Source organism: Bradyrhizobium sp. 35, from assembly GCF_023073215.1.
GTDB lineage: Bacteria > Pseudomonadota > Alphaproteobacteria > Rhizobiales > Xanthobacteraceae > Bradyrhizobium > Bradyrhizobium canariense_D.
This window is the reverse complement of record NZ_JADPJC010000144.1, coordinates 528,060-549,859: the sequence shown is the minus strand read 5'-3', so window position 1 is coordinate 549,859 and position 21,800 is coordinate 528,060. Positions and strand designations below refer to the sequence as shown.

The window sequence follows — 21,800 nt, the reverse complement described above, 5'->3', positions numbered from 1 at the left end:
GCCCGCTGTCAATAGCGCATTGCGGGAGAACGACATGCCCGTGACGGCGGGGAGACCATGTGGTACCTGCCCCGCGAGTCCCACAGGGACGTTTCGGGCCTACCCAAGGACACAAACTTGACCGATTCCGACAAGCCGACGCCGCTCCAGTCGCGCGCCAGCGGTCCCCTGACCGGGAAAGTAAGGGTGCCCGGAGACAAGTCGATCTCCCACCGTGCCCTCATCCTCGGCGCGCTCGCGGTCGGAGAGACGCGGATTTCGGGCCTCCTGGAGGGCGAGGACGTCCTTAACACCGCCAAATCCATGCAGGCGCTCGGCGCCGGGGTCGAGCGTACCGGAGATTTCGCCTGGAAGGTGAACGGCGTGGGTGTCGCAGGCTTCGCGGAGCCCAAAGCGCCGCTGGATTTCGGCAACTCCGGCACCGGCTGCCGGCTCGTCATGGGCGCCGTCGCCGGCTGTCCGATCTCCGCGGTTTTCGACGGCGATGCCTCACTGCGCAGCCGGCCCATGCGCCGGATCCTGGATCCCCTGGAAAAGATGGGCGCGAAGGTCGTCTCCGGCGGCGCGGGCGGCCGTCTGCCGCTGACCGTCCAGGGTGCGCGCGATCCGCTGCCGATCACCTACAAGACGCCTGTGGCCTCGGCCCAGATCAAATCCGCCGTGCTGCTCGCGGGCCTGGCCGCGCCGGGCGCCACGACCGTCATCGAGACCGAGGCCAGTCGCGACCACACCGAACTGATGCTCAAGCATTTCGGCGCCGAGATCACCTCAGTGCAAGAAGGTCAGCACGGCCGCCGTATCACGCTCGTGGGGCAGCCGGAGCTGCATGGCGCCAATGTCGTCGTGCCCGCCGATCCCTCGTCGGCGGCGTTCCCTATCGTTGCTGCGCTGATCGTCGAAGGCTCCGAAATCGTCCTGTCCGACGTCATGACCAATCCGCTGCGCACCGGTCTTTTCACCACGCTGCGCGAAATGGGTGCCTCGATCGAGGAAAGCGAAGTTCGTGGCGACGCTGGCGAGCCGATGGCAAAGCTGCGGGTACGCGCCTCGAAATTGCGCGGTGTCGAGGTGCCGCCGGAGCGTGCACCGTCGATGATCGACGAATATCTGGTGCTGGCGGTGGCGGCCGCCTTTGCCGAGGGCACGACCATCATGCGCGGCCTCCAGGAGCTGCGCGTGAAGGAATCCGACCGTTTGGAGGCCACCGCCGCCATGCTCCGCGTCAACGGTGTCAAGGTCGAGGTCTGCGGCGACGATTTGATCGTCGAAGGCCGCGGCCACGTTCCCGGCGGCGGCGTGGTGGCCACCCACATGGATCATCGCATCGCGATGTCCGCGCTGGTGATGGGCTGCGCCTCCGATCAGCCGGTAACCGTCGATGACACCGCCTTCATCGCCACCAGTTTTCCGGATTTCATCCCGATGATGCGTTCGCTTGGGGCCGATTTTTCATGATCATTGCCATCGACGGGCCCGCGGCGTCGGGCAAGGGCACCCTCGGCAAGCGCCTTGCCCACCATTACGGCTACCGTCACCTTGATACCGGCGTAATCTATCGCGCGGTGGCCTATTCCCTGATGCAGTCCGGTCATGATCTCCGGGACGAGGCGGCGGCGGTCGCTGCGGCGCTGGAACTCGATCCCGAAAAGTTCGGCAATCCCGCCCTGAAGACCCAGAAGGCCGGCGAGGGCGCCTCGATCGTCTCGGCGATCCCCAAGGTGCGCGAGGCCCTCATCAACTTTCAGCGGCAATTCGCCGCCGATCCGCCCGGCGCCGTGCTCGATGGGCGCGATATTGGAACCGTGATCTGCCCCCATGCCGACGTGAAGATCTTCGTCGTCGCCGACCCCAAGGTCCGTGCCCGCCGCCGGACCATGGAGGCCAAGGCGCGGGGCGAGGAGGCGGACGAGGCGGCCGTGCTCGCCGATATCATCCAGCGCGACGAGCGCGACAAGAACCGGGCGATCGCCCCCCTGAAGCCGGCTCCGGATGCTTACTTGCTAGATAACTCCCAACTGGATATAGAAGGCGGCGTCCGGGCCGCCATCGACATTATCGAGGCCGTCCGAGCGGGCCGGTCGCGGGGTTAAGCCGCTGCCGTCATTGGAGGAAGCGCCCGCTCCCGCTCTTTGAGGTCGATACTCTCGGTCCCTGCTCGGGGCCGACGCGATCCAGGTTCCGGACAAAAGATTTCCACGTATCGAACGCGCGGGCCTCAGCCGGCCCGCTTCCGCTGTTCCGCCCTCCAGGTCGGAGCAGCGAGCGGTCGCTCGAAGGTTCTGCGGACCTTCCGACACTGCGCGTACGGTGCGCCCAAGAACCCAACGGCCGGCATGACATCCGCAACTGGAGAACAAATGGCTTCGACTTCTGCTGATACCTATAGCCCGTCGCGCGACGATTTCGCCGCGATGCTCGACGAGTCCTTCGCAGGCGGCAACCTGCAGGAAAGCTCAGTCATCAAGGGCAAGGTTGTTGCAATCGAAAAGGACATGGCCGTCATCGACGTCGGCCTGAAGACGGAGGGCCGCGTTGCCCTGCGCGAATTTTCCGGCCCCGGCCGTGACAGCGAGCTCAAGGTCGGCGACGAGGTGGAAGTGTTCCTCGATCGGATCGAGAACGCCCTCGGCGAAGCCGTGCTGTCGCGTGACAAGGCGCGCCGCGAAGAGAGCTGGGGCAAGCTCGAGAAGGCCTTCCAGAACAACGAGAAGGTCAACGGCGTCATCTTCAACCAGGTCAAGGGCGGCTTCACCGTCGACCTCGACGGTGCCGTGGCCTTCCTGCCGCGTTCGCAGGTCGACATCCGTCCGATCCGCGACGTTGCGCCGCTGATGAACAACTCGCAGCCGTTCCAGATCCTCAAGATGGACCGCCGCCGCGGCAACATCGTCGTGTCCCGCCGCACGGTTCTCGAAGAGACCCGCGCCGAGCAGCGTCAGGAGCTGGTGCAGAACCTCGAAGAGGGTCAGGTCATCGACGGCGTGGTCAAGAACATCACCGATTACGGTGCGTTCGTTGATCTCGGCGGCATCGACGGTCTGCTGCACGTCACCGACATCGCGTGGCGCCGCGTCAACCACCCGACCGAGGTGCTCTCGATCGGCCAGACCGTGAAGGTCAAGATCATCAAGATCAACCACGAGACGCACCGCATCTCGCTGGGCATGAAGCAGCTGTTGGACGATCCGTGGCAGGGCATCGAAGCCAAGTACCCGCTGGGTGCCCGCTTCACCGGTCGCGTCACCAACATCACCGACTACGGCGCGTTCGTCGAGCTCGAGCCGGGCATCGAAGGCCTGATCCACGTCTCCGAGATGTCGTGGACCAAGAAGAACATGCACCCCGGCAAGATCGTTTCGACCTCGCAGGAAGTCGAAGTGCAGGTGCTGGAAGTCGATTCCGTCAAGCGCCGCATCTCGCTCGGCCTCAAGCAGACCATGCGCAACCCGTGGGAGGTCTTCGTCGAAGGTCACCCGACCGGTTCGACGGTCGAGGGCGAGGTCAAGAACAAGACCGAATTCGGTTTGTTCCTGGGCCTCGAGGGCGACGTCGACGGCATGGTCCATCTCTCCGACCTCGACTGGAAGCAGCCGGGCGAGCAGGTGATCGACAACTACAAGAAGGGCGACATGGTGAAGGCCGTGGTGCTCGATGTGGACGTCGAGAAGGAGCGCATTTCTCTTGGAATCAAACAGCTTGAAGGCGACCCCTTCGCCGAGCCGGGCGATGTCAAGAAGGGCGCGGTCGTGACCTGCGAAGTGATCGAAGTGAAGGAGAGCGGCATCGAGGTGAAGATCACCGGTACCGACTTCACCACGTTCGTGAAGCGCTCGGAGCTCGCTCGTGACCGCAACGATCAGCGCGCCGAACGCTTCGCCGTCGGCGAGAAGGTCGATGCCCGCGTGATCCAGTTCGACAAGAAGGCCCGCAAGGTCCAGGTGTCGATCAAGGCGCTCGAAGTCGCCGAAGAGAAGGAAGCCATCGCGCAGTACGGCTCTTCCGATTCGGGAGCAACGCTCGGCGACATCCTCGGCACCGCGCTCAAGAACCGCGACACCAAGTAAGCGAAACGCAGGTTTCACTGCATCAAAGCCCCGGCGCGAGCCGGGGCTTTTTTGTAGTGAGGTCGTCGCCCGGATGGGGCGAAGTGAAATCCGGGAAAGCCTCTCCGTGAGGCGAGAACCCCGGATTACGCTTGCGCTCCATCCGGGCTACGCGGCAGCCGGCCTTGTTTTCTTCTAATTGCGCCGCAATTGATGTATCCAGATAAGCCAATGGCGACGCTGCGACGGCACAACGCGCCTGGCCTTTCATTTGGAGATATTGAGATGTCACTCGATTCGGACATCATCGTCGATCGCCGCAGGATCCGCCGCAAGCTGACGTTCTGGCGCGTATTGGCCGCGCTGATCGCGATCGCGGCGATCGCAGGCTTCGCGCTGGTCGCGACGCCTGGTGCGCGCGGCACGTTCGCGTCCGCCGGCTCGATCGCGCGGGTCCAGATCGAGGGCCTGATCCGCAGCGATTCCGATCGCACCCAGGCGCTCGAGCGGCTGGAGAATTCGCAGGCCGCCGCCGTCATCGTTCACATCAATTCGCCGGGCGGCACCACCGCCGGCTCCGAGCAGCTCTATGATTCGCTTGTACGGTTGAAGGCAAAGAAGCCGCTCGTTGTCGTCGTCGAAGGCCTCGCCGCCTCCGGCGGCTACATCACCGCGATCGCCAGCGATCACATCATCGCCCAGCAGAGCTCGCTGGTCGGCTCGATCGGCGTGCTGTTCCAGTTTCCGAACGTCTCGGAGCTGTTGAAGACCGTCGGCGTCAAGGTCGAGGAGGTAAAGTCCACGCCGCTGAAGGCCGCGCCCAACGGTTTCGAGCCAACCAGCCCTGAGGCACGGGCGGCGCTCGATGCGTTGGTGAAGGATTCCTATGCCTGGTTCAAGGGATTGGTGAAGGAACGGCGTGGCATGGATGACACGCAGCTCGAGAAAGTGGTTGATGGCCGTGTCTTCACCGGACGCCAGGCCATCGATCTCAAGCTGATCGATCAGATCGGCGACGAGAAGACCGCCGTGACCTGGCTGGTCGAGCAGAAGGGCGTCAAGAAGGGGCTCTCCGTGCGCGATTACAAGCTGCAGCCGCGCTTCAGCGATCTGCCGTTCCTCAAGACGGCGGCCGCAGTAACGCTGGAAGCACTGGGTTTAGGCTCGATTGCGCATCAAATCGGACAAACCGGCGTCGCACAGGCGGTCGATCGGCTCGGAATGGATGGAATGCTCGCCTTGTGGCAGCCGGCGGCGTCGAACTGACCGGAACCGGGCGAGCCACAGAGGTTTTTCCCGTTCGGCGCGTGTAGGTCCAGCCCGCTTTTTCGGCATTTGTCACGTGTTTTCACGACGCTCAACCCTCATTTAGCGTCTTGACAGATCACGGTATTTTCACGGAAATGGTCGTCCGCACGCTCCCGGGTCCTATCTCTCGATGATCAAATCCGAACTTGTTCAGCGTATCGCCGAGCACAACCCGCATCTGTACCAGCGGGATGTCGAGAACATTGTGAATGCGATTCTCGAAGAGATCGTAGCGGCTCTCGCGCGCGGTGATCGCGTCGAGTTGCGCGGCTTCGGTGCCTTCTCGGTCAAGCATCGCCCTGCGCGCGCAGGGCGCAATCCGCGCACCGGCGCCCATGTGCCTGTCGATCAGAAGAGCGTTCCGTTCTTCAAGACCGGCAAGGAAATGCGCGAACGGCTGAATCGCGACCATCCGGATCCAGGCGCGCCAGACTGAGGTCCACCTCAGGGTTTCCCGCGGTCGCCAGTGATGCGGCCGCAACCTTGATTCAAGGCGAGCGAGCCGAGATGCGAAAATTCCTGAGCGCGCTGGTCGTGATTCCGCTGGGCCTGGTCCTGATGGTCTTTGCCGTCGCCAACCGGCATTTCGTCACGGTCTCGTTCGATCCCTTCGTTTCCAACGACCCGTCATTCTCGGCAACGCTGCCGCTGTTCCTGCTCCTGATCGTGGTGGCTGCGCTCGGGGTCCTCGTGGGCGGGTGTGCCGTCTGGTTCGGCCAGCGGCACTGGCGGCGTGCGGCGCGCCGGCATGACGCGGATGCCCGGGCCGCGCGAGGCGAGCTGGCTGATCTGCGGGCCCAGTCTGCCGCAGCAAGGCCTGAGTCCCAGCGCCTCCCCGTTCCCTCCGGTGTGGGGCTTTACGGGCCCGTCGGGCGAGACAAGCAGCGCGCGACGTTGTAGAAGCGGCCGCAACCGAAAAGCCCGTTTTCCGGCCGCGGACCCGCGGCCCTCCATTTGCTTTGAGCCCATATCCGTCGAGAACATGTCCTTGCTCGTCAAAATCTGCGGCCTGTCCACGCCCGAGACGCTCGAAACGGCGCTCGAGGCGGGTGCCGACATGGTGGGCTTTGTGTTCTTCCCGCCGTCGCCGCGGCATTTGTCGCTGGAAGCCGGCCGGGAGCTCGGCCGGCAGGTGAAGCGGCGCGCGCTCAAGGTCGCGCTCACCGTCGATGCCGACGATGCCACGCTCGACAACATCATGGACGCGCTGTCGCCGGACATTTTCCAGCTTCATGGCACGGAGAGCGTGGCCCGGCTGCGCGACATCAGGCAACGGGTCGGTCGTCCGGTGATGAAGGTCGTGCCGGTCGCAACGTCAGCGGATCTCGCCGTGCTGCCCGGTTACGCCGAGATAGCCGAACGCATCCTGTTCGATGCGCGCGCACCGAAGGACGCAACGCGGCCAGGCGGCCTCGGCGCACCATTCGATTGGCATCTGCTCGGAAACCTGGAGCTCGCGTTGCCGTATATGGTCTCGGGCGGCCTCAGCGCCGACAACGTCGCCGAAGCCGTTCGCGTCACCCGGGCCGGTGGCGTCGACGTCTCCTCCGGTGTCGAGAGCGCCCCGGGCGTGAAGGACCCCGAGATGATCAAGGCCTTCATTCGCGCCGCGCGCGCAAGCCAAGATGCAAGTCAAGAGTTGAGCGTCCGATGAATGTTGCAAAACCGAATTCCTATCGCAGCGGCCCCGACGAGCGCGGCCATTTCGGCATTTTCGGCGGACGCTTCGTTGCCGAAACCCTGATGCCGCTGATCCTCGATCTGGAGAAAGCCTACACCGAGGCCAAGGTCGACCCGGCCTTCCAGATCGAGATGAACGGCTATCTCAAGAATTATGTCGGCCGGCCCTCGCCGCTCTATTTCGCCGAGCGTCTGACCGAGCATCTGGGCGGCGCCAAGATCTACCTCAAGCGCGAAGAGCTCAACCACACCGGCTCGCACAAGGTGAACAACGTGCTCGGCCAGATCATGCTGGCGCGACGCATGGGCAAGAAGCGCATCATCGCCGAGACCGGCGCCGGCCAGCACGGTGTCGCCACCGCGACGCTGTGTGCGCGCTTCGGCCTGGAATGCATCGTCTATATGGGCGCCGTCGACGTCGAGCGGCAGCAGCCCAACGTCATCCGCATGGAGATGTTGGGCGCAACGGTCATTCCAGTGCAGTCGGGCACGCGCACGCTGAAGGATGCCATGAACGAGGCGCTGCGCGACTGGGTCACCAACGTGCACAACACCTTCTACTGCATCGGCACGGTCGCGGGTCCGCATCCCTATCCGACGCTGGTCCGCGACTTCCAGTCGATCATCGGCAACGAGACCAAGGTGCAGATGCAGGAGATCGAAGGCCGCCTGCCGGATTCGCTGGTCGCCTGTATCGGCGGCGGCTCCAACGCGATGGGCCTGTTTCATCCGTTCCTCGACGATTCCACCGTCGAGATCTTCGGCGTCGAAGCTGCGGGCCACGGGCTGACGCAACTGCATGCGGCGTCGATCGCGGGCGGTCGTCCCGGCGTGCTGCACGGCAACCGCACCTATCTCCTGATGGACGCCGACGGCCAGATCCAGGACGCGCATTCGATCTCCGCCGGGCTCGACTATCCCGGCATCGGCCCCGAGCACTCCTGGCTGCACGAGATCGGCCGCGTGAACTATCTCTCCGCGACCGACGACGAGGCCCTCGCAGCGTTCCAGTTGCTGTCAAAGCTGGAAGGCATCATCCCCGCGCTCGAGCCGGCACATGCCATCGCCAAAGTGATGGAGCTCGCGCCGAAGCGGACCAAAGATCACCTGATGGTCGTCAACCTCTCCGGCCGCGGCGACAAGGACGTCCCGCAGGTCGGCGACATCCTGAGGGGCAAGAGCAAGTGACCACGCGTATCGACACCCGTTTCGCCGAGCTGAAGAAAGCCGGCCGCTCGGCCTTCGTGACTTATGTGATGGCCGGCGATCCCGATCTCACGACGTCGCTCAATATCGTCAAGGCGTTGCCCAAGGCAGGCGCCGACGTGATCGAACTCGGTATTCCCTTCACCGATCCGATGGCGGATGGTCCCTCGATTCAGGCTGCCGGTCTGCGCGCGCTCAAGAACGGCATGACGTTGAAGAAGACGCTGGAACTGGTGCGTGATTTCCGCAAGGACGACAACGTCACGCCGCTGGTGCTGATGGGCTATTACAATCCGATCTACATCTACGGCGTCGACAAGTTTTTGGTTGATGCCAAGACGGCCGGGGTCGACGGCCTGATCATCGTCGATCTGCCACCCGAGGAAGACGAGGAGCTCTGCATTCCCGCGCTGAAGGCGGGCCTGAACTTCATTCGCCTGGCGACCCCGACCACCGACGACAAGCGCCTGCCCGCGGTGCTCGCGAACACGTCAGGCTTTGTCTACTATGTCTCTATCGCCGGCATCACCGGCGCAGCGGCGGCGGACGCCAATGCCGTTGGCGACGCGGTCGCGCGCATCAAGCGGCATACCAAGCTCCCGATATGCGTCGGTTTCGGCATCCGCACGCCGGAGGCGGCGCGCGCCATTGCCGAAAAGGCCAATGGCTCGGTAGTCGGCACCGCGCTGGTCGATGCGCTCAAGAACAGCCTCGATGCGGAAGGGCGCGCGACGGCCAAAACCGTCAACGCCGTCGCCGAGCTGACGGCGGCACTGGCCCAGGGCGTCAAGGGCGCGCAACAGGCGGCGGAATAGGCCTTAATTCCGCTGCCAAGTCCGACGAGCAAGGCGGACGATACGGCGGCTTGCCGGGCCGGGTCCCGGCCGCCATATATCCCTTCAGGTGGTCCCCAGGCGGGATCGCACATCGGAGCAAACCATGAACTGGCTTACCAATGTGGTCCGGCCGAAGATCCGCAACATGCTGCGGCGGGAGACGCCGGAGAATCTGTGGATCAAGTGCCCGGATTCCGGACAGCTCGTGTTCTACAAGGACGTCGAGGCCAACCAGTTCGTCATCCCCGGCTCGAACTATCATATGCGCATGAATGCGGTGGCGCGTCTGAAGTCGATTTTCGACAATGAGACCTGGTACGACGTCGCGCTGCCTGACGTCACGCCCGATCCGCTCAAGTTCCGTGACGAGAAGAAGTACGTCGATCGCATCAAGGATGCCCGCGCGCGGACCAATCTGAACGACGCGATCAAGGTCGGCTACGGCAAGCTCGAAGGTGCCGCCGTCGTCGTCGCGGTGCAGGATTTCGACTTCATGGGCGGCTCGCTCGGCATGGCCGCGGGCGAAGCCATCGTGCGCGGGCTCGAGCTCGCGGTCGAGAAGAAGTCACCCTTCATCGTGTTCGCCGCCAGTGGTGGCGCGCGCATGCAGGAAGGCATCTTGTCGCTGATGCAGATGCCGCGCACCACGGTCGCGGTGCAGATGCTGCGTGAAGCAAAACAGCCCTACATCGTCGTGCTGACCAACCCGACCACCGGCGGCGTCACTGCGTCCTATGCGATGCTCGGCGACGTGCAGATTGCCGAGCCCGGTGCGCTGATCGGTTTTGCCGGCGCGCGCGTGATCGAGCAGACCATCCGCGAAAAACTCCCCGAGGGGTTTCAGCGCGCCGAATACCTCAAGGAGCACGGCATGATCGACATGGTCGTGCATCGCCACGAATTGCGCCCGACCCTGGCGCGGCTCTGCCGACTGTTGACCAGGGCGCCGGCGCTTGAGACCGCGTCAAAGCCGGTGCAGCCGGTCGTCAGTCCGGCGCAGATTGTATCGGCTCCCGAAACGGCGCCGGCCGCGCCGCACGCGTGAACGCTTCCTCCGACCGCGCAAAGCCGCCGCTCGACGAATTGATCGGGCGGCTGTCGGCCCTGCACCAGAAACGCATCGATCTCGGGCTGGAGCGGATGCACCGCCTGTTCGAGCGGCTCGGTCATCCCGAGCGCAAGCTGCCGCCGGTGATCCACATCGCCGGTACCAACGGCAAGGGCTCGACGCTCGCTTATCTGCGCGCGACGCTGGAGGCAGCTAACCTGCGCGTCCACGCTTACACTTCACCCTATCTCGTTCGCATCAACGAATGCTTCCGGCTCGGCCGCGTCGGGGGCGGCGTGCTGGTCGGCGACGACGAGTTGCGCGCGGCACTGGAAGAGGTCGAGCGTGTCAATGCCGGCGAGCCGGCCACCGTGTTCGAGCTCAAGACGGCGGCTGCATTTCATCTGTTCGCGCGGAACCCGGCCGATGTGGTTCTGCTGGAGGTCGGCCTTGGCGGTCGGCTTGATTCAACCAATGTGGTTGACGCGCCGGCGGCCTGCGTGATCACGCCTGTCAGCATGGACCACATGGATTTCCTCGGTGACACCTTGACGTCGATCGCGGGCGAAAAGGCTGGGATCATCAAGCGTGGCGTGCCCGTGGTTTGCGCCGAGCAGCCGGCTGAGGCGATGGCCGTGATCGAGGCGCAGGCCAGGCGCATGCGCGCGCCGTTGTTTGCCGCGGGCGAGAGCTGGCATGTCAATGTCGAGAACGGGCGGCTGGTTTATTCCGATGAGCGCGGCTTGATGGATCTCACAGCGCCGCGCCTGTTCGGCCGGCACCAGTTCGACAATGCCGGTCTCGCCATCGCGACGTTGCGGGCCACCAACGCCTTCAAGATCAACCAGGCGGCGTTCGAGGCGGGGATCGTCGGTGCGGAATGGCCGGCGCGGATGCAGCGCATCGCTTCGGGCGAGCTGCTCGCTCTCGGCCCGCAGGGCTCGGAGATCTGGCTCGACGGCGGCCACAATGCGGAAGGCGGCCGCGTCGCGGCGGCCGCGCTCGGCGATCTCGAAGAGCGGGTGTCGCGGCCGCTGGTCGTGATCGTGGGCATGATGGCCAACAAGGACGCGAAAGGCTTTCTCGCCAATTTCGCCGGTCTGACCCGTCACATCATCGCAGTGCCGATTCCCGACACCGACAACGCGATGCCGGTCGACCGCCTTACGGATGCCGCCCGCAGCCTCGGCATGCGCGTCGAGCCCGCGCCCGGCGTGGAGGCCGCACTGCGCGCCTTGGCGAAGCTCGCCTACGAAGTGCCGCCGCGCATTCTGATCACCGGCTCGCTCTATCTCGCCGGCCACGTGCTCGCCATCAACGGCACGCCTCCTGTATAGTCTTCGCTCCATCCGAGCTACGGGAAGACCCATGCGTTTTGCCGCGATTGCCGACGTCCACGGAAATTACCTGGCGCTGGAAGCTGTGCTCGCCGACATCCGCGCGCAAGGCGTCTCCGAGATCGTCAATCTCGGCGACATGCTGAGCGGCCCGCTCGATGCGCGCCGGACCATCGAAATCCTGATGCAGCTCGATGCCGTGCACGTGCTCGGCAATCATGACCGCTATCTGCTCGACCGTCCGCCCGAGAAGATGGGCTCGTGGGATCGCCCGGCCCATGCCGCGCTCAATGCCGCGCAACTCGACTGGCTGCGCGCGCAGCCGATGACGCGCGTCTTTCGCGATCAGGTGTTCCTCTGCCACGCGACGCCCGACAATGACGAAGTCTATTGGCTCGATACCGTGCATCCCGACGGCGCGGTGGCGCTGTCGCCGCTCGATCGCATCGAGAAATTTGCGCAAGGCATCACGCAATCGCTGATCCTGTGCGCCCACACCCATCTCGCCCGTGCCGTGCGACTTCGCGACGGAAGGCTGATCGTCAATCCCGGCAGCGTGGGCGGCCCGGGCTTCCGTGACAAGCATCCGTTCCCGCATGTCGTCGAGGCCGGCACGCCGCACGCGCGCTATGCGATCCTTGAGCTAACCGATGGTGCCTGGCAGGTCACGTTCCGCCATGTGGTCTATGATCACGAGGCGATGGCCACGCTCGCTCGCCGCAACGGCCAGCCGGAGTTGGCGAAAGCGCTGGCGACGGGATGGCTTGCCTAGCGGCTACGGCTACGGCTGTTTTAGCAGCTTCATCGGATCCACCGCCTTCTGCTTCAGCTGCTCGAAGCTGCATTGCCGCGGGGCCTTGTCGAGGCGCCAGCGCAGGATCGAGGTGCCGTGGCGAAAGCGGTCGCCGCTGAAATGGTCATAGCAGACCTCGATCACCAGCTTCGGCTTGAGCGGACACCACTTCGCCGAGCGCTCGGTGGACCAGCGGCTGGGGCCGCCCGGCGCGTTGCCGGTGAAGCCGGGCTCGCCGATCAATGCCTCAAGCCGATCGGTCAGGTCAGGCTTTTCCGCCGCTTTGATCGCCGAGGTGAAGCCGACATGGTGCAGGAGACCATCGTCATCGTAAAGCCCGAGCAGCAGCGAACCGACCACGCTCCGGCCGGCGATCTTGTTGGTCGCATAGCGGAAACCGCCGACCACGCAATCGGCGCTGCGGAATTTCTTGATCTTCTGCATGCCGTCGCGATTTCCCGCCTGGTAGGGCAGGTCGACGCGCTTGGCGATGACGCCGTCCGAGCCGCCGCCGGATTGCGCCAGCCACTTTTTCGCAAGGGCGTAGCTCGTCGTCGCCGGTGAGAGGCGGAAGATGCTGCTTTTCAGATTCGCCTTGGCAAACGCTTCCAGCGCCGGTCGCCGCTCCCTCAGCGGTTGCCCGGCAAGCTGCTTCTCCCTGGCCGTCGCAAGCAGATCGAAGGCGAGATAGAGCGCCGGCGTCTCCTCCGAGAGTTTCTTCACGCGGCTCGCCGCAGGGTGAATGCGTTGCAGCAGCGCGTCGAAGGAAAACCCCTTGCCGTGCGGCACGACGATCTCGCCGTCGAGGGTGAAGCGATCCGCCTTCAGCTTCAGCGCCGCGGCGACGATCTCGGGGAAATAACGCGCAAGGTCTTCACCGGATTTCGAGCGCAGATCAATGCTGCCGCCGTTGCGCGAGAGCAGGCAACGAAAGCCATCCCATTTCGGCTCGTATTGCCACTCCTTGCCGCGCGGGATCGCGTCGACCGAGCGCGCCTCCATCGCCACGAGGGGGTCCGACTTTCGCGCGCGTTTTGCGGGAGGAGGAGGCAACAGGCGGGACTCATCATACGCTGGACATGTCCCATCAACGCGAAACGGCCGACTTTCGCCGGCCGTTTCCAAAAATAATCTTGCGCGCGGCGGATCAGACCGCGGAAGTGATCCACTGCTGCAGCTTCGCCTTCGGCGCCGCGCCGACCTGGCGGGAGGCCATCTCGCCGCCCTTGAAGATCATCAGGGTCGGGATCGACATCACGCCATATTTCGACGCGGTCTTCGGGCTCTCGTCGACGTTGAGCTTCACGATCTTGACCTTGTCGCCCATCGCGCCGGCGATCTCGTCGAGCGCGGGTGCGATCATGCGGCAGGGGCCGCACCATTCGGCCCAGAAATCGACGACCACGGGGCCGTTTGCCTTGAGCACTTCGGCTTCGAAATCGGTGTCAGAAACCTTACCAACGGCCATGGGAGTACCTCGTACCTGAGAGAACGGCGCGACGGGAATCGCGCCAAGATCATGGCGTCAACCTATGAATGGCTCCTTGCCGGGTCAAGGACGCTCACACCGAGATGAAGAGATGCCAGCGCCGCGTCCAGCGCGGGAGCCGAAATCTCCATATATTCAAGGGCCTCGGTCCAAAGCAGGACGGCGCGGACAGGCTTTTGGGGATAAAGCCGCGATAGCACCGCCCGATAGAGCGCAAGCTGCCGGACATAGGCGGCGGGCGCCGCATCGGCGCTCCTGGGAGCCGCCTGATTGGTCTTGAAATCGACGATCAGGACCTCATCCGGCCGAACGACCAACCGGTCGATCTGCCCCGACACCAGCGCCCGGGCGTGGCCCGGCCGTTCCAGCCGGCCGACGATCGCGACCTCCGCCCGGCTGCCGGCCGCAAACACGGGCGCAAACCGTGGCTCGGCGATCAAGCCGAGCACCTTGTCGGCCAGCGCGGTCCGGTCGGCCTCCGCCCAATCCGCCGCGTTGCGCGCCATGAAGCCGAGCGCGGCCTCGCGTCGGCGCTCAGTGGCGATGTCGGGGAGCGATTGCAATAGCCGGTGCACCAGCGTGCCGCGTTGCAGCGCGAGCGCGCGGGACTGCACTGATTCGCCCGACTGCACGGCGCGGCCGTCCCCGGACGGCTGGCCGGAGGGGCGCACCGGATCGTCGTCGATGGTGTCGCGCGGTGCCGGCGTCCGCAGCCAGTCCGGGAGCGCGGTCGCCTGGTCCAACGAGGCCGCGGGCGTGCCCAGCGCCACGACATCCTCCGGTCGGGAGAAGCGCGTCGCCTTTCCCAGCGGCGTCTCGATCGTCTCTTTCGTCAGGCCCGAGCCGGCGAGCCCGGTGTCGACCAGATCGTACCAGCTCAGCTTGCGAACCGTCTTCATGTTGCCGGGCATGCAGCCGCCGACGATGAGCCGGTCGGCGGCGCGCGTCATCGCGACGTAGAGCAGGCGGCGATATTCGTCCTCGGTCTCCTCGAGCATCGCCTTGCGCGCCTCGACGACGGGTTTGGGATCATCCGCCTTGCGTCCGGCCCAGACCACCACCTCGCCGCCATTGCCGCGCGGGACATGGATCAGCCGCAGCCGCTGCGAATCCGCTGGCGACGATGTAGTGTCGACCATGAACACGACCGAGGCCTCCAGGCCCTTGGCGCCGTGCACGGTCATCACCCGCACCTCATCGCGGGAGATCTCCATGTCGCGCTTCACCTCGGTATCGGCCGAGCGCAGCCAGGCCATGAAACCCTGCAGCGAGGCGGGCGCCTTGCGCTCGTAGTTCAGCGCCAGCTCCAGGAACTCATCGAGCGCGTCATTGGCCTCATGACCGAGCCGGCGCAGCATGCGCGCGCGTCCGCCGTCTCCCCCGAGCAACCAGGCGTAAAAGGCGAACGGCGTCTCCTCGCGCGCCCGCGTTTCGCAGGCTTCGAGGCCTCGCAACGCCGCAGCGAATGTCTCGCTTGTCGTGGCATGCTCGCCAAGCGCGCGGCGCAGCGATCCCTTGCGGTCATGGGCCAGCTGGAACAGATCGTCGTCATCGAGCCCGAACAGCGGGCTCTTCAGCGCGACCGCGAGCGCGAGATCGTCCTGCGGCAGCAGCAGCGCATCGGCAAGGTTCATCAGGTCGATGATTCCGATGTGCTCGGTGAGCTTGAGCCGATCGGCGCCCGCGACCGGAACGTTGGCATGCTTCAGCGCCTGGATCACGGCATCGAACGCATTGCCGCGCCGGCGCACCAGGATCAGCATGTCGCCATAGCGCAAGGGACGCCGCTCGCCTTCGTGCCCGGTCAGCGTGCCGCTCTCGACCAGCCGCTTGATCTCGGTTTGGATCCGGCGCGCGAGCTTCACCTCGGGGCTGGTGGCGGCGACGCCGTCGAACGGCGCGCGCCAGCCCTCGATTTCCTGCCTGTCGTCGGCTTCCGCAAGGTCCCACAGCTCGATCACGCTGGGGCCGGCATCGCCGAGTGCATTGTGCAGGGGATGACCGGTCTCGAGCGAATGGATGCTCTTGTAGATCGCGGGCTCGCGGAAGACGTGGTCGACCGAATGCAGGATCGCGGCGCCGGAGCGGAACGAATAGGTGAAGGCGACCGGATCGAATTTCAGTCCGGCCGCCGTGAACTTGCGGTGCAGTTCGCGCCGGCGTGCATCGAATTCCCGGGGCTGGGCGCCCTGGAACGAGAAGATCGACTGCTTCTCGTCGCCGACAGCGAAGACGGTGCGGTTCAGGCCCTCGCGCGCACCTTCGCCGGCGGTGAACTCCGAGATGATGTGCGCGACGATGTCCCACTGCCGCGGACTTGTGTCCTGGGCTTCGTCGATCAGCACGTGATCGACGCCGCGGTCGAGCTTGTAATGCACCCAGCCCGAGGAAACGCGATCGAGCATCGCCAGCGTCTTGTCGATGAGGTCGTCATAGTCAAGCAGCCCGCGCTCCTGCTTCTCGCGGCGGTAGTTTGCGGCAGCCGCGGTCGCGATATGCAGCAGGGCCGCGGTGCGGTCGCGCATGGTCACCGCACGGCGCGTCTCGACCAATCCGGCGACGCGCTGCGCCTCGTTCTCGAACAGGCGGGCGACGGACGGGTTGTGATCGCAAAACTTCTTGGTCAGCACCGCCTTGCGCGGCAGCTTTTCGTCGGTGAGGAAAACGCTGAGATAGGCATCGACCTGCGCGGCGCCGGAAAAGACCTTTGCCTCGCGAAGCCGGCAGGCCTGGTCGTTGTCGGACTTGCTGCCGTCCTCCAGCGCAAAGGCGATCTCGTTCCAGCGCGATCGCGGCAGGAACGGACCGTCGACAATCTCCGTCTCGACGTCCTCGATGCGATCGTTCGCGTCCACCCCCAGCGCCGCTGCCATCTGCACGGCAGCCAGCTCCGCGCTGCCGGCTTCATCGGTCCAGGCCATGAAGTGATCGCGGCTCAGGCAAGCCTCGCGCACCACCTCCTTGAAGGTGACATCGGCGGCGCTCGCCATCGCGGTCAGCAGCGCGCGGCCGGTCACGCTGTCTGGGTCGCGCGCGGCCTCCAGCAGCACCTTCAGATTGGCGCGTTCCATCATGTCGGTCTGGTCGCGCTCGTCGATCACGGCGAAGCGCGCGGGGACATTGGCCTCGAACGGAAACTGCTGGAGCAAACGCGTGCACAGCGCGTGGATGGTCTGCACCTTGAGCCCGCCCGGCGTCTCCAGCGCACAGGCGAACAGCTTTCGTGCGTCGCGCCGCAATTTTGCAGTGGGATGCGGGATGCCGACCGCGCGGATCGCCGCATCGAGTGCCGTGTCGTCGAGCGTCACCCAATGCCCGAGCGTGGTGAACACGCGCTCGGCCATGTTGGCGGCAGCCGCCTTGGTGAAGGTAATGCAGAGGATCTTTTCCGGCGGCACGCCCGCGAGCAGCAGGCGGATCACGCGCTGCACCAGCACATGCGTCTTGCCCGAGCCGGCATTGGCCGACACGAAGGCCGACGCGGACGGGTCCGATGCGCGCGCTTGCCTGGCGCGCACCTCATCCGGGATGGGGCGCGGTGCCTTCACCATTCCTCGATCCCCAATCCACCGGCCGCGGACCATTCCTTGATCCGGGCGAGATCGTCATAGGCGCCGTAGCGATTGGTCCACATCGGCAGGTTCAACGAGGTATAGGGCTGGTTCTCGTCCTCGAAGGCGCGGATCAGCGCCTCGAGCTTGGCCCTGGCCTCGGCAGCCGCGGTGTCCGGCGGCTGCGGCTCGTCGCCCTGCTTGAACTTGAGTTCGAGAATGCGTTCTTCGCCCGGCGGATTGTTGCCGCTCAGGCGAACATAGACGAGCTGGCTCACGGACGCGCCGGCATCGATGTCGGGAAAACCACCCTCGCGCAGGATCGCGGCTTCCAGCGTGAGCTGCGGCGACAGGCCCATGCGGACCTGCTTGCCGGTCGGTGGCTGGCCGGTCTTGTAGTCGAGGATGGCGTAGCCGCCGCCCCGGCGCCGTTCGATGCGGTCGGCGCGCGCGGAGAGACGGAAGCTGCGCCCATGGTCGAGCGGGATCGAGATCTCGCCGCGAGTTTCCGCGGCGATCGCCTCGATCGCGTCGCGCCGCGCCGTCTCCCATTCGCCGAACCAGCGTGCGATGCGCTGGAAGCGCGGCCACCACAGCGCCCGCGCCTCGGGTCGCTCCATCAGCGGCTCAAAGTATTTTTCGCCGATCGCGCGCAGCACGCGCGCCGGATCGTCGGGCAGATCGGTGGCGTAGCGTTCCGTGAACTCTCCGAGCGCATCGTGGATCGCCGAGCCGCGGTCGGCGGCCGACAGCGGCATGTCGACGGGATCGAGCGCGTCGAGCCGCAAAATGTGTTTTGCGTAGATCGTATAGGGATCGCGCAGCCAGTCCTCGATCCCAGTCACAGACATCCTGAGCGGCCGGGTCGCGCGTGGCGGTCGCGGCTCGGGCTGCTTGATCGGCCTCACCTCGTCGGGCTGGTCCAGCGCGGCTGCGAACTGCACGTATTTCTCGCCCGCGCGAATCGCGGCCTTCCAGTGCGCATCGCCCGCGACCGCCTCCAACCGGTGCAGGAAGCGCGAGGCAACCGCCGGGGCACCGCCAGCCTTGGCGGAGTGGGTGAGGATGACCTCGTCGCCGCCCAGCAGTTGCGCAAAATCATGCGCGGAGAGGCCGATACGGCGTTCCGGCAGATCGAGGCCCAGCTGGTGCCGCATCGGCCGGCTCAGCCACGGATCGATGCGCGGCGCCGGTGGCCAGACCCCCTCGATCAGCCCGCCGACGATGATGCGGTCGGCCTGCATCAGGCGTGATTCCAGCGGTCCGTAGATCTGGAGCCGCGCGCCTGGCCTGTCCCGCCGCCGCACCGCGCGATCGCTGAACGCGGTCTGGAACACGTCTGCGTAGTCGGGCAGCGTGACCATCAGTCCGCTGGTCGTGCCGCCGCGCAGGAGATCGTCGAAGGCGCTCGCGAGCGCGAGGCCCTCGCGGTCCTCGAAGGCCACGGAAATGCCCTGCTCGTCGCGCGACAGCTCGATCATGATCTCGCGATGCCGATGCGCGAGTTCGGCGAAGTCATACGGTTTTGATGACGCAAGACTCTCGATCGGCGCCAAGGCTTGTCGTAAGGCATCGATCAGCGCCTGGATGCGATCGAGGTCTTCCGCCTTGAGACGTGCGCGCGGCTCGGCCTTATGCAGCGCGGAGACTTCGCTGCGCCACAGCTTGGCCAGCTCCTCGCGAAAGCGATTGAATTCGCGCAAGAGGCCGGCGGTGCCTGCAGGCGGGCGCGTGCCGCGCAACAAGGCGAGCTCCAGGCCTTCGATCGCAGCCTTCCATGCGCCAGGGGCCCGGCCGAGCCGGCATAGCGGATGCTTCAACATTGCGAGCAGCGTCGGCGGCTCCAGTCCCTTGGTCGCAGCCTCAGCTGTCAGTCGGGCAAAGACGCCGGCGGAGGTTTCCATCAGGACGTCGCCGCCGGAATCGTCGAATGCGAGATCCCACCGGGTCAGCGCGGCCATCACCCGCCGCGCCAGGGCGCGATCGGGCGTGACAAGTGCGGCGGATTTGTCGAGGTGCCGCGCCTCGCGCATCGCAATGGCGATGGCGAGCGCTTCCATTTCAGGGTTGGGAGCTTCGACAACCGCGAGGTTCTTCATACCGCCGGTGATCTTTAAGGCCACATCCGGCTGCTTCAACCGATCGTGCCAGATCTCGGTCTTGGCCGATGGCCGCATCGATTCGGAGGCGAGCAGATCGCGACCGCCTTCCGCCGGAGGCTTGAGGATATCGACGTCGCTGCGCTTGATGCCAAAGCGATCCAGCAGCGCGTGCATGGCATATTGCGGATGGTTCGAGACCGGATGCTCCGCGAACTTGCCGAGCGCATCGCGGACGCCGCCGATGCTGCGCCAGGCATCGTCATCGAGATCAGTGTCGAGGCCGGGCAGCACCACGGCGCCATGCGGCAGCGAAGCGACTGCGTGGAGAAATCTTGCCGTGGCCGGCATCGAGCCGGTCGAACCGGCCGCGATCACGGGGCCATGGCGATGCACGGTCAGCCGCCTGGCTTCGGCATTGATCAGGAGGTCGCGGCGGGCAGCGGGTTCGATGCGTTTGATTTCGGCGAGATGACCGGGCCAGGCGATGCGCGCGATGCGCAGGAATTCGAGCGAATGCTGCCAGTAGCGGTCGAGCATATCGGGCACGAGGCCATCGAGCGCGCTCCAGTCGACGCCGCGCGTGACCATGTCGTCGATCAGCCGCGCGAGATCGGACGCCAGTGCCAGCGTCGACGCGGGGCCGCCGACGACCAGCGGAGACAGCACCGGACCCTTGGCCCAGGCCGCGACGAGTTGCGCCAGTGTCAGCCGCCGTTCGAGCTCGCCGAGCCGCGGCGGAATGTCGAGCGGCGTTGCGCCGGAAAACTGTTCGCCCTCATCGGCGAAAGCGAGCTCATCCTCGTCGATGTCGCCGAGCGCGACGATCCGCGGCAGCACGACAGCCTCCGCCTTCATCTCGTCGAGGAAGATCTCGCGGACGACGCGCATGGCGCGCCGTGTCGGCAGGTACAGCGTGGCATCCGCCAGCCGTTCCGGCTCCTTGCGTGCCTCAAAGCCCTCGACCAGCCGGCCGTCGAGCAAGCCTGAGACGACGGTGCGCAGGAACGGAACTGAGATGGGAACGCTGAAAACGCGCATGAGCTGCCTGATTCGGGAATCAGGCGCCAATATAGGGAGGCGGAGTCAAATGGTCATGGGCGGAGGTGGGATAGTCCCCGCTGTTTGCCGGACCAGAACAGGTGCCGTAGGGGACAATGGCGCAGCCCTACGCCACGCTCTCCAGAAACGCCTCTTCCGCCGCGTGCACGGCATCAGGCGTGCCGACATGCATCCAGACGCCGTCGAGGCGAAGGCCGAACAGCCGCTCATGCTCGTTGGCACGATCGAACATCTTGGTCAGCGAGAACTCGCCCGCGGGGGCATCGGCGAAGATCGACGGCGACAAAATCGCAGCGCCGGCATAGACGAACGGAACGACCTCTTTTTCCTTGCGCTTGCGCAGGGCACCGTCGGCCAGCATGCCGTAATCGCCGCGGCCGCTATAGCCGATGCTGGTCGCCGTCGGCGCCATCAGCAGCAAAATGTCCATCCGCGCGGGATCAAAGTTTTCGGCGAGCCGCGTCAGGTTGGAGCGTACGCCGTCGATCCACAGCGTGTCGGAATTGACGTGAAAGAACGGTGCGTCCCCGAGCAGCGGCAGTGCCTTGACCACGCCGCCGCCGGTGCCGAGCACCTGGTCGCGCTCGTCCGAGATGGTCACGCGCGGATGCTGGCGGGATGCGGTGTGATCGATGATCTGGTCCGGCAGGTAATGCACGTTGACCACCGCCTCGCTCACGCCGGCCCGACCGAGCTTGTCGAGCACATGGTCGAGCAGCGGCTGGCCGGCCACCGGAACCATCGGTTTCGGCATCTTGTCCGTCAACGGACGCATGCGCAGGCCGAACCCTGCGGCGAGCACCATGGCTTTGGTCGGTTTGACGGGCATCCTTCGCTTTCTCAGACCTACTGATCTCGCGTTCGCAGCAATCCTAACATGAGGTTCGACCGACCGCACCGCGTCTTAACCGCCTTAACCACCTGCCGTGACGCTTGTACGACAGGTGTTGCCGTTACGCCCCGATGGACGTTGACCGCGCCTTTTTCTTCTTGTCACCGAGCTTGAGAAAGTTGACGCCGATCTGGTCACCATTCACCCAGGCGAGCTCGCAGCGTCGGTACGCAAGTCCGGTGGACGACAGCAGCAGAAAAAACTCCTTCAGATGCAGGCCTTCGACTGAGCCGTCGATGGTCAATTTGGCGCCGCTGTCGGAGACGTCCTCCATGGTGCAATCGCGCCGCCAGGTGCCGTCGATACCCATCATCTGGGCCGCGATCCCGCGCTCGAAAACAACCCGGCTGTTGCCGCGCTGGTCCGTCTTCACCGCCATCTGCCCTGCTCCAGCCCCGTAATCATCCGGCTGCTCCGCCGCCAGGTTACCGGCGTCTTGGCTAACAGCCGGTAAAT

The 21,800-nt window shown here is 65.3% G+C and carries 18 protein-coding genes; 12 read left to right on the top strand and 6 right to left on the bottom strand.

The window, feature by feature from the left end; all coding sequences use genetic code 11:
* The first annotated feature begins 117 nt into the window (after positions 1 to 117).
* From aroA to IVB36_RS31150, 12 genes are all read left to right on the top strand, one after another.
* Complete coding sequence (aroA, locus tag IVB36_RS31205; RefSeq protein WP_018455757.1) at positions 118 to 1,455, top strand: 3-phosphoshikimate 1-carboxyvinyltransferase; 1,338 nt, start codon at positions 118 to 120, stop codon at positions 1,453 to 1,455.
* Entirely contained in the window at positions 1,452 to 2,090 is a 639-nt protein-coding gene (gene cmk, locus IVB36_RS31200) for a (d)CMP kinase (RefSeq protein WP_018455758.1), read from the top strand. Before aroA ends, cmk begins: the two co-directional genes overlap by 4 nt.
* A gap of 267 nt (positions 2,091 to 2,357) precedes the next feature.
* Positions 2,358 to 4,064, top strand: coding sequence for a 30S ribosomal protein S1 (rpsA, locus tag IVB36_RS31195; protein WP_027566167.1), 1,707 nt, complete (start codon positions 2,358 to 2,360; stop codon positions 4,062 to 4,064).
* Between the two features lie 264 nt (positions 4,065 to 4,328).
* Positions 4,329 to 5,309: a signal peptide peptidase SppA gene (gene sppA / locus IVB36_RS31190; RefSeq protein WP_018455760.1), complete on the top strand. Its 981-nt coding sequence runs from the start codon at positions 4,329 to 4,331 to the stop codon at positions 5,307 to 5,309.
* 172 nt (positions 5,310 to 5,481) lie between these two features.
* A complete protein-coding gene (locus IVB36_RS31185) occupies positions 5,482 to 5,787 on the top strand; it encodes an integration host factor subunit beta (protein WP_007598410.1) in 306 nt (101 codons plus the stop codon).
* A 71-nt stretch (positions 5,788 to 5,858) separates the two neighbouring features.
* Positions 5,859 to 6,251, top strand: coding sequence for a lipopolysaccharide assembly protein LapA domain-containing protein (locus IVB36_RS31180; protein WP_204513028.1), 393 nt, complete (start codon positions 5,859 to 5,861; stop codon positions 6,249 to 6,251).
* An 82-nt stretch (positions 6,252 to 6,333) separates the two neighbouring features.
* Positions 6,334 to 7,005, top strand: coding sequence for a phosphoribosylanthranilate isomerase (locus IVB36_RS31175; protein ID WP_018455762.1), 672 nt, complete (start codon positions 6,334 to 6,336; stop codon positions 7,003 to 7,005).
* Positions 7,002 to 8,219, top strand: a complete 1,218-nt coding sequence (gene trpB, locus IVB36_RS31170; RefSeq protein WP_018455763.1) for a tryptophan synthase subunit beta — start codon at positions 7,002 to 7,004, stop codon at positions 8,217 to 8,219. Before IVB36_RS31175 ends, trpB begins: the two co-directional genes overlap by 4 nt.
* Positions 8,216 to 9,052 (top strand): tryptophan synthase subunit alpha, encoded by an 837-nt coding sequence (gene trpA / locus IVB36_RS31165; RefSeq protein WP_018455764.1) that lies wholly within the window; start codon positions 8,216 to 8,218, stop codon positions 9,050 to 9,052. The genes trpB and trpA overlap by 4 nt, the downstream gene beginning before the upstream one ends.
* Before the next feature lie 124 nt (positions 9,053 to 9,176).
* Complete coding sequence (accD, locus tag IVB36_RS31160; protein ID WP_018455765.1) at positions 9,177 to 10,118, top strand: acetyl-CoA carboxylase, carboxyltransferase subunit beta; 942 nt, start codon at positions 9,177 to 9,179, stop codon at positions 10,116 to 10,118.
* A complete protein-coding gene (locus IVB36_RS31155; protein ID WP_204513029.1) occupies positions 10,115 to 11,458 on the top strand; it encodes a folylpolyglutamate synthase/dihydrofolate synthase family protein in 1,344 nt (447 codons plus the stop codon). Before accD ends, IVB36_RS31155 begins: the two co-directional genes overlap by 4 nt.
* A 31-nt stretch (positions 11,459 to 11,489) precedes the next feature.
* Entirely contained in the window at positions 11,490 to 12,230 is a 741-nt protein-coding gene (locus IVB36_RS31150; RefSeq protein ID WP_247394125.1) for a metallophosphoesterase family protein, read from the top strand.
* A 9-nt stretch (positions 12,231 to 12,239) separates the two neighbouring features.
* On the opposite strand, the gene IVB36_RS31145 is transcribed toward IVB36_RS31150, so the two are convergent.
* The 6 genes from IVB36_RS31145 to IVB36_RS31120 form a co-directional block, all read right to left on the bottom strand.
* Positions 12,240 to 13,253, bottom strand: coding sequence for an ATP-dependent DNA ligase (locus IVB36_RS31145; RefSeq protein WP_018455767.1), 1,014 nt, complete (start codon positions 13,251 to 13,253; stop codon positions 12,240 to 12,242).
* Between the two features lie 145 nt (positions 13,254 to 13,398).
* Complete coding sequence (gene trxA / locus IVB36_RS31140) at positions 13,399 to 13,719, bottom strand: thioredoxin (protein WP_007598398.1); 321 nt, start codon at positions 13,717 to 13,719, stop codon at positions 13,399 to 13,401.
* A 62-nt stretch (positions 13,720 to 13,781) separates the two neighbouring features.
* The gene (gene addA / locus IVB36_RS31135; RefSeq protein ID WP_018455768.1) at positions 13,782 to 17,291 is read right to left on the bottom strand and encodes a double-strand break repair helicase AddA; all 3,510 of its coding nucleotides are present in this window, start codon (positions 17,289 to 17,291) and stop codon (positions 13,782 to 13,784) included.
* Positions 17,285 to 20,431, bottom strand: a complete 3,147-nt coding sequence (gene addB, locus IVB36_RS31130) for a double-strand break repair protein AddB (RefSeq protein WP_247394122.1) — start codon at positions 20,429 to 20,431, stop codon at positions 17,285 to 17,287. Before addB ends, addA begins: the two co-directional genes overlap by 7 nt.
* A gap of 127 nt (positions 20,432 to 20,558) precedes the next feature.
* Positions 20,559 to 21,281 (bottom strand): nucleotidyltransferase family protein, encoded by a 723-nt coding sequence (locus tag IVB36_RS31125; protein ID WP_247394119.1) that lies wholly within the window; start codon positions 21,279 to 21,281, stop codon positions 20,559 to 20,561.
* A 124-nt stretch (positions 21,282 to 21,405) separates the two neighbouring features.
* Positions 21,406 to 21,723 carry a PilZ domain-containing protein gene (locus IVB36_RS31120; RefSeq protein WP_018455771.1) on the bottom strand — a complete coding sequence of 106 codons (318 nt, stop codon included), beginning with the start codon at positions 21,721 to 21,723 and terminating at the stop codon, positions 21,406 to 21,408.
* Between the last annotated feature and the right edge of the window lie 77 nt (positions 21,724 to 21,800).

What these genes read in the sequence shown, in the direction of transcription:
- IVB36_RS31120 (WP_018455771.1), bottom strand. Translation starts at nt 21,723, where the DNA reads ATGGCGGTGAAGACGGACCAGCGCGGCAACAGCCGGGTTGTTTTCGAG.
- addB (WP_247394122.1), bottom strand. Translation starts at nt 20,431, where the DNA reads ATGCGCGTTTTCAGCGTTCCCATCTCAGTTCCGTTCCTGCGCACCGTC.
- accD (WP_018455765.1), top strand. Translation starts at nt 9,177, where the DNA reads ATGAACTGGCTTACCAATGTGGTCCGGCCGAAGATCCGCAACATGCTG.
- trxA (WP_007598398.1), bottom strand. Translation starts at nt 13,719, where the DNA reads ATGGCCGTTGGTAAGGTTTCTGACACCGATTTCGAAGCCGAAGTGCTC.
- addA (WP_018455768.1), bottom strand. Translation starts at nt 17,291, where the DNA reads ATGGTGAAGGCACCGCGCCCCATCCCGGATGAGGTGCGCGCCAGGCAA.
- IVB36_RS31180 (WP_204513028.1), top strand. Translation starts at nt 5,859, where the DNA reads ATGCGAAAATTCCTGAGCGCGCTGGTCGTGATTCCGCTGGGCCTGGTC.
- sppA (WP_018455760.1), top strand. Translation starts at nt 4,329, where the DNA reads ATGTCACTCGATTCGGACATCATCGTCGATCGCCGCAGGATCCGCCGC.
- IVB36_RS31145 (WP_018455767.1), bottom strand. Translation starts at nt 13,253, where the DNA reads ATGGAGGCGCGCTCGGTCGACGCGATCCCGCGCGGCAAGGAGTGGCAA.
- IVB36_RS31150 (WP_247394125.1), top strand. Translation starts at nt 11,490, where the DNA reads ATGCGTTTTGCCGCGATTGCCGACGTCCACGGAAATTACCTGGCGCTG.
- cmk (WP_018455758.1), top strand. Translation starts at nt 1,452, where the DNA reads ATGATCATTGCCATCGACGGGCCCGCGGCGTCGGGCAAGGGCACCCTC.
- IVB36_RS31185 (WP_007598410.1), top strand. Translation starts at nt 5,482, where the DNA reads ATGATCAAATCCGAACTTGTTCAGCGTATCGCCGAGCACAACCCGCAT.
- IVB36_RS31175 (WP_018455762.1), top strand. Translation starts at nt 6,334, where the DNA reads ATGTCCTTGCTCGTCAAAATCTGCGGCCTGTCCACGCCCGAGACGCTC.
- IVB36_RS31125 (WP_247394119.1), bottom strand. Translation starts at nt 21,281, where the DNA reads ATGCCCGTCAAACCGACCAAAGCCATGGTGCTCGCCGCAGGGTTCGGC.
- rpsA (WP_027566167.1), top strand. Translation starts at nt 2,358, where the DNA reads ATGGCTTCGACTTCTGCTGATACCTATAGCCCGTCGCGCGACGATTTC.
- trpB (WP_018455763.1), top strand. Translation starts at nt 7,002, where the DNA reads ATGAATGTTGCAAAACCGAATTCCTATCGCAGCGGCCCCGACGAGCGC.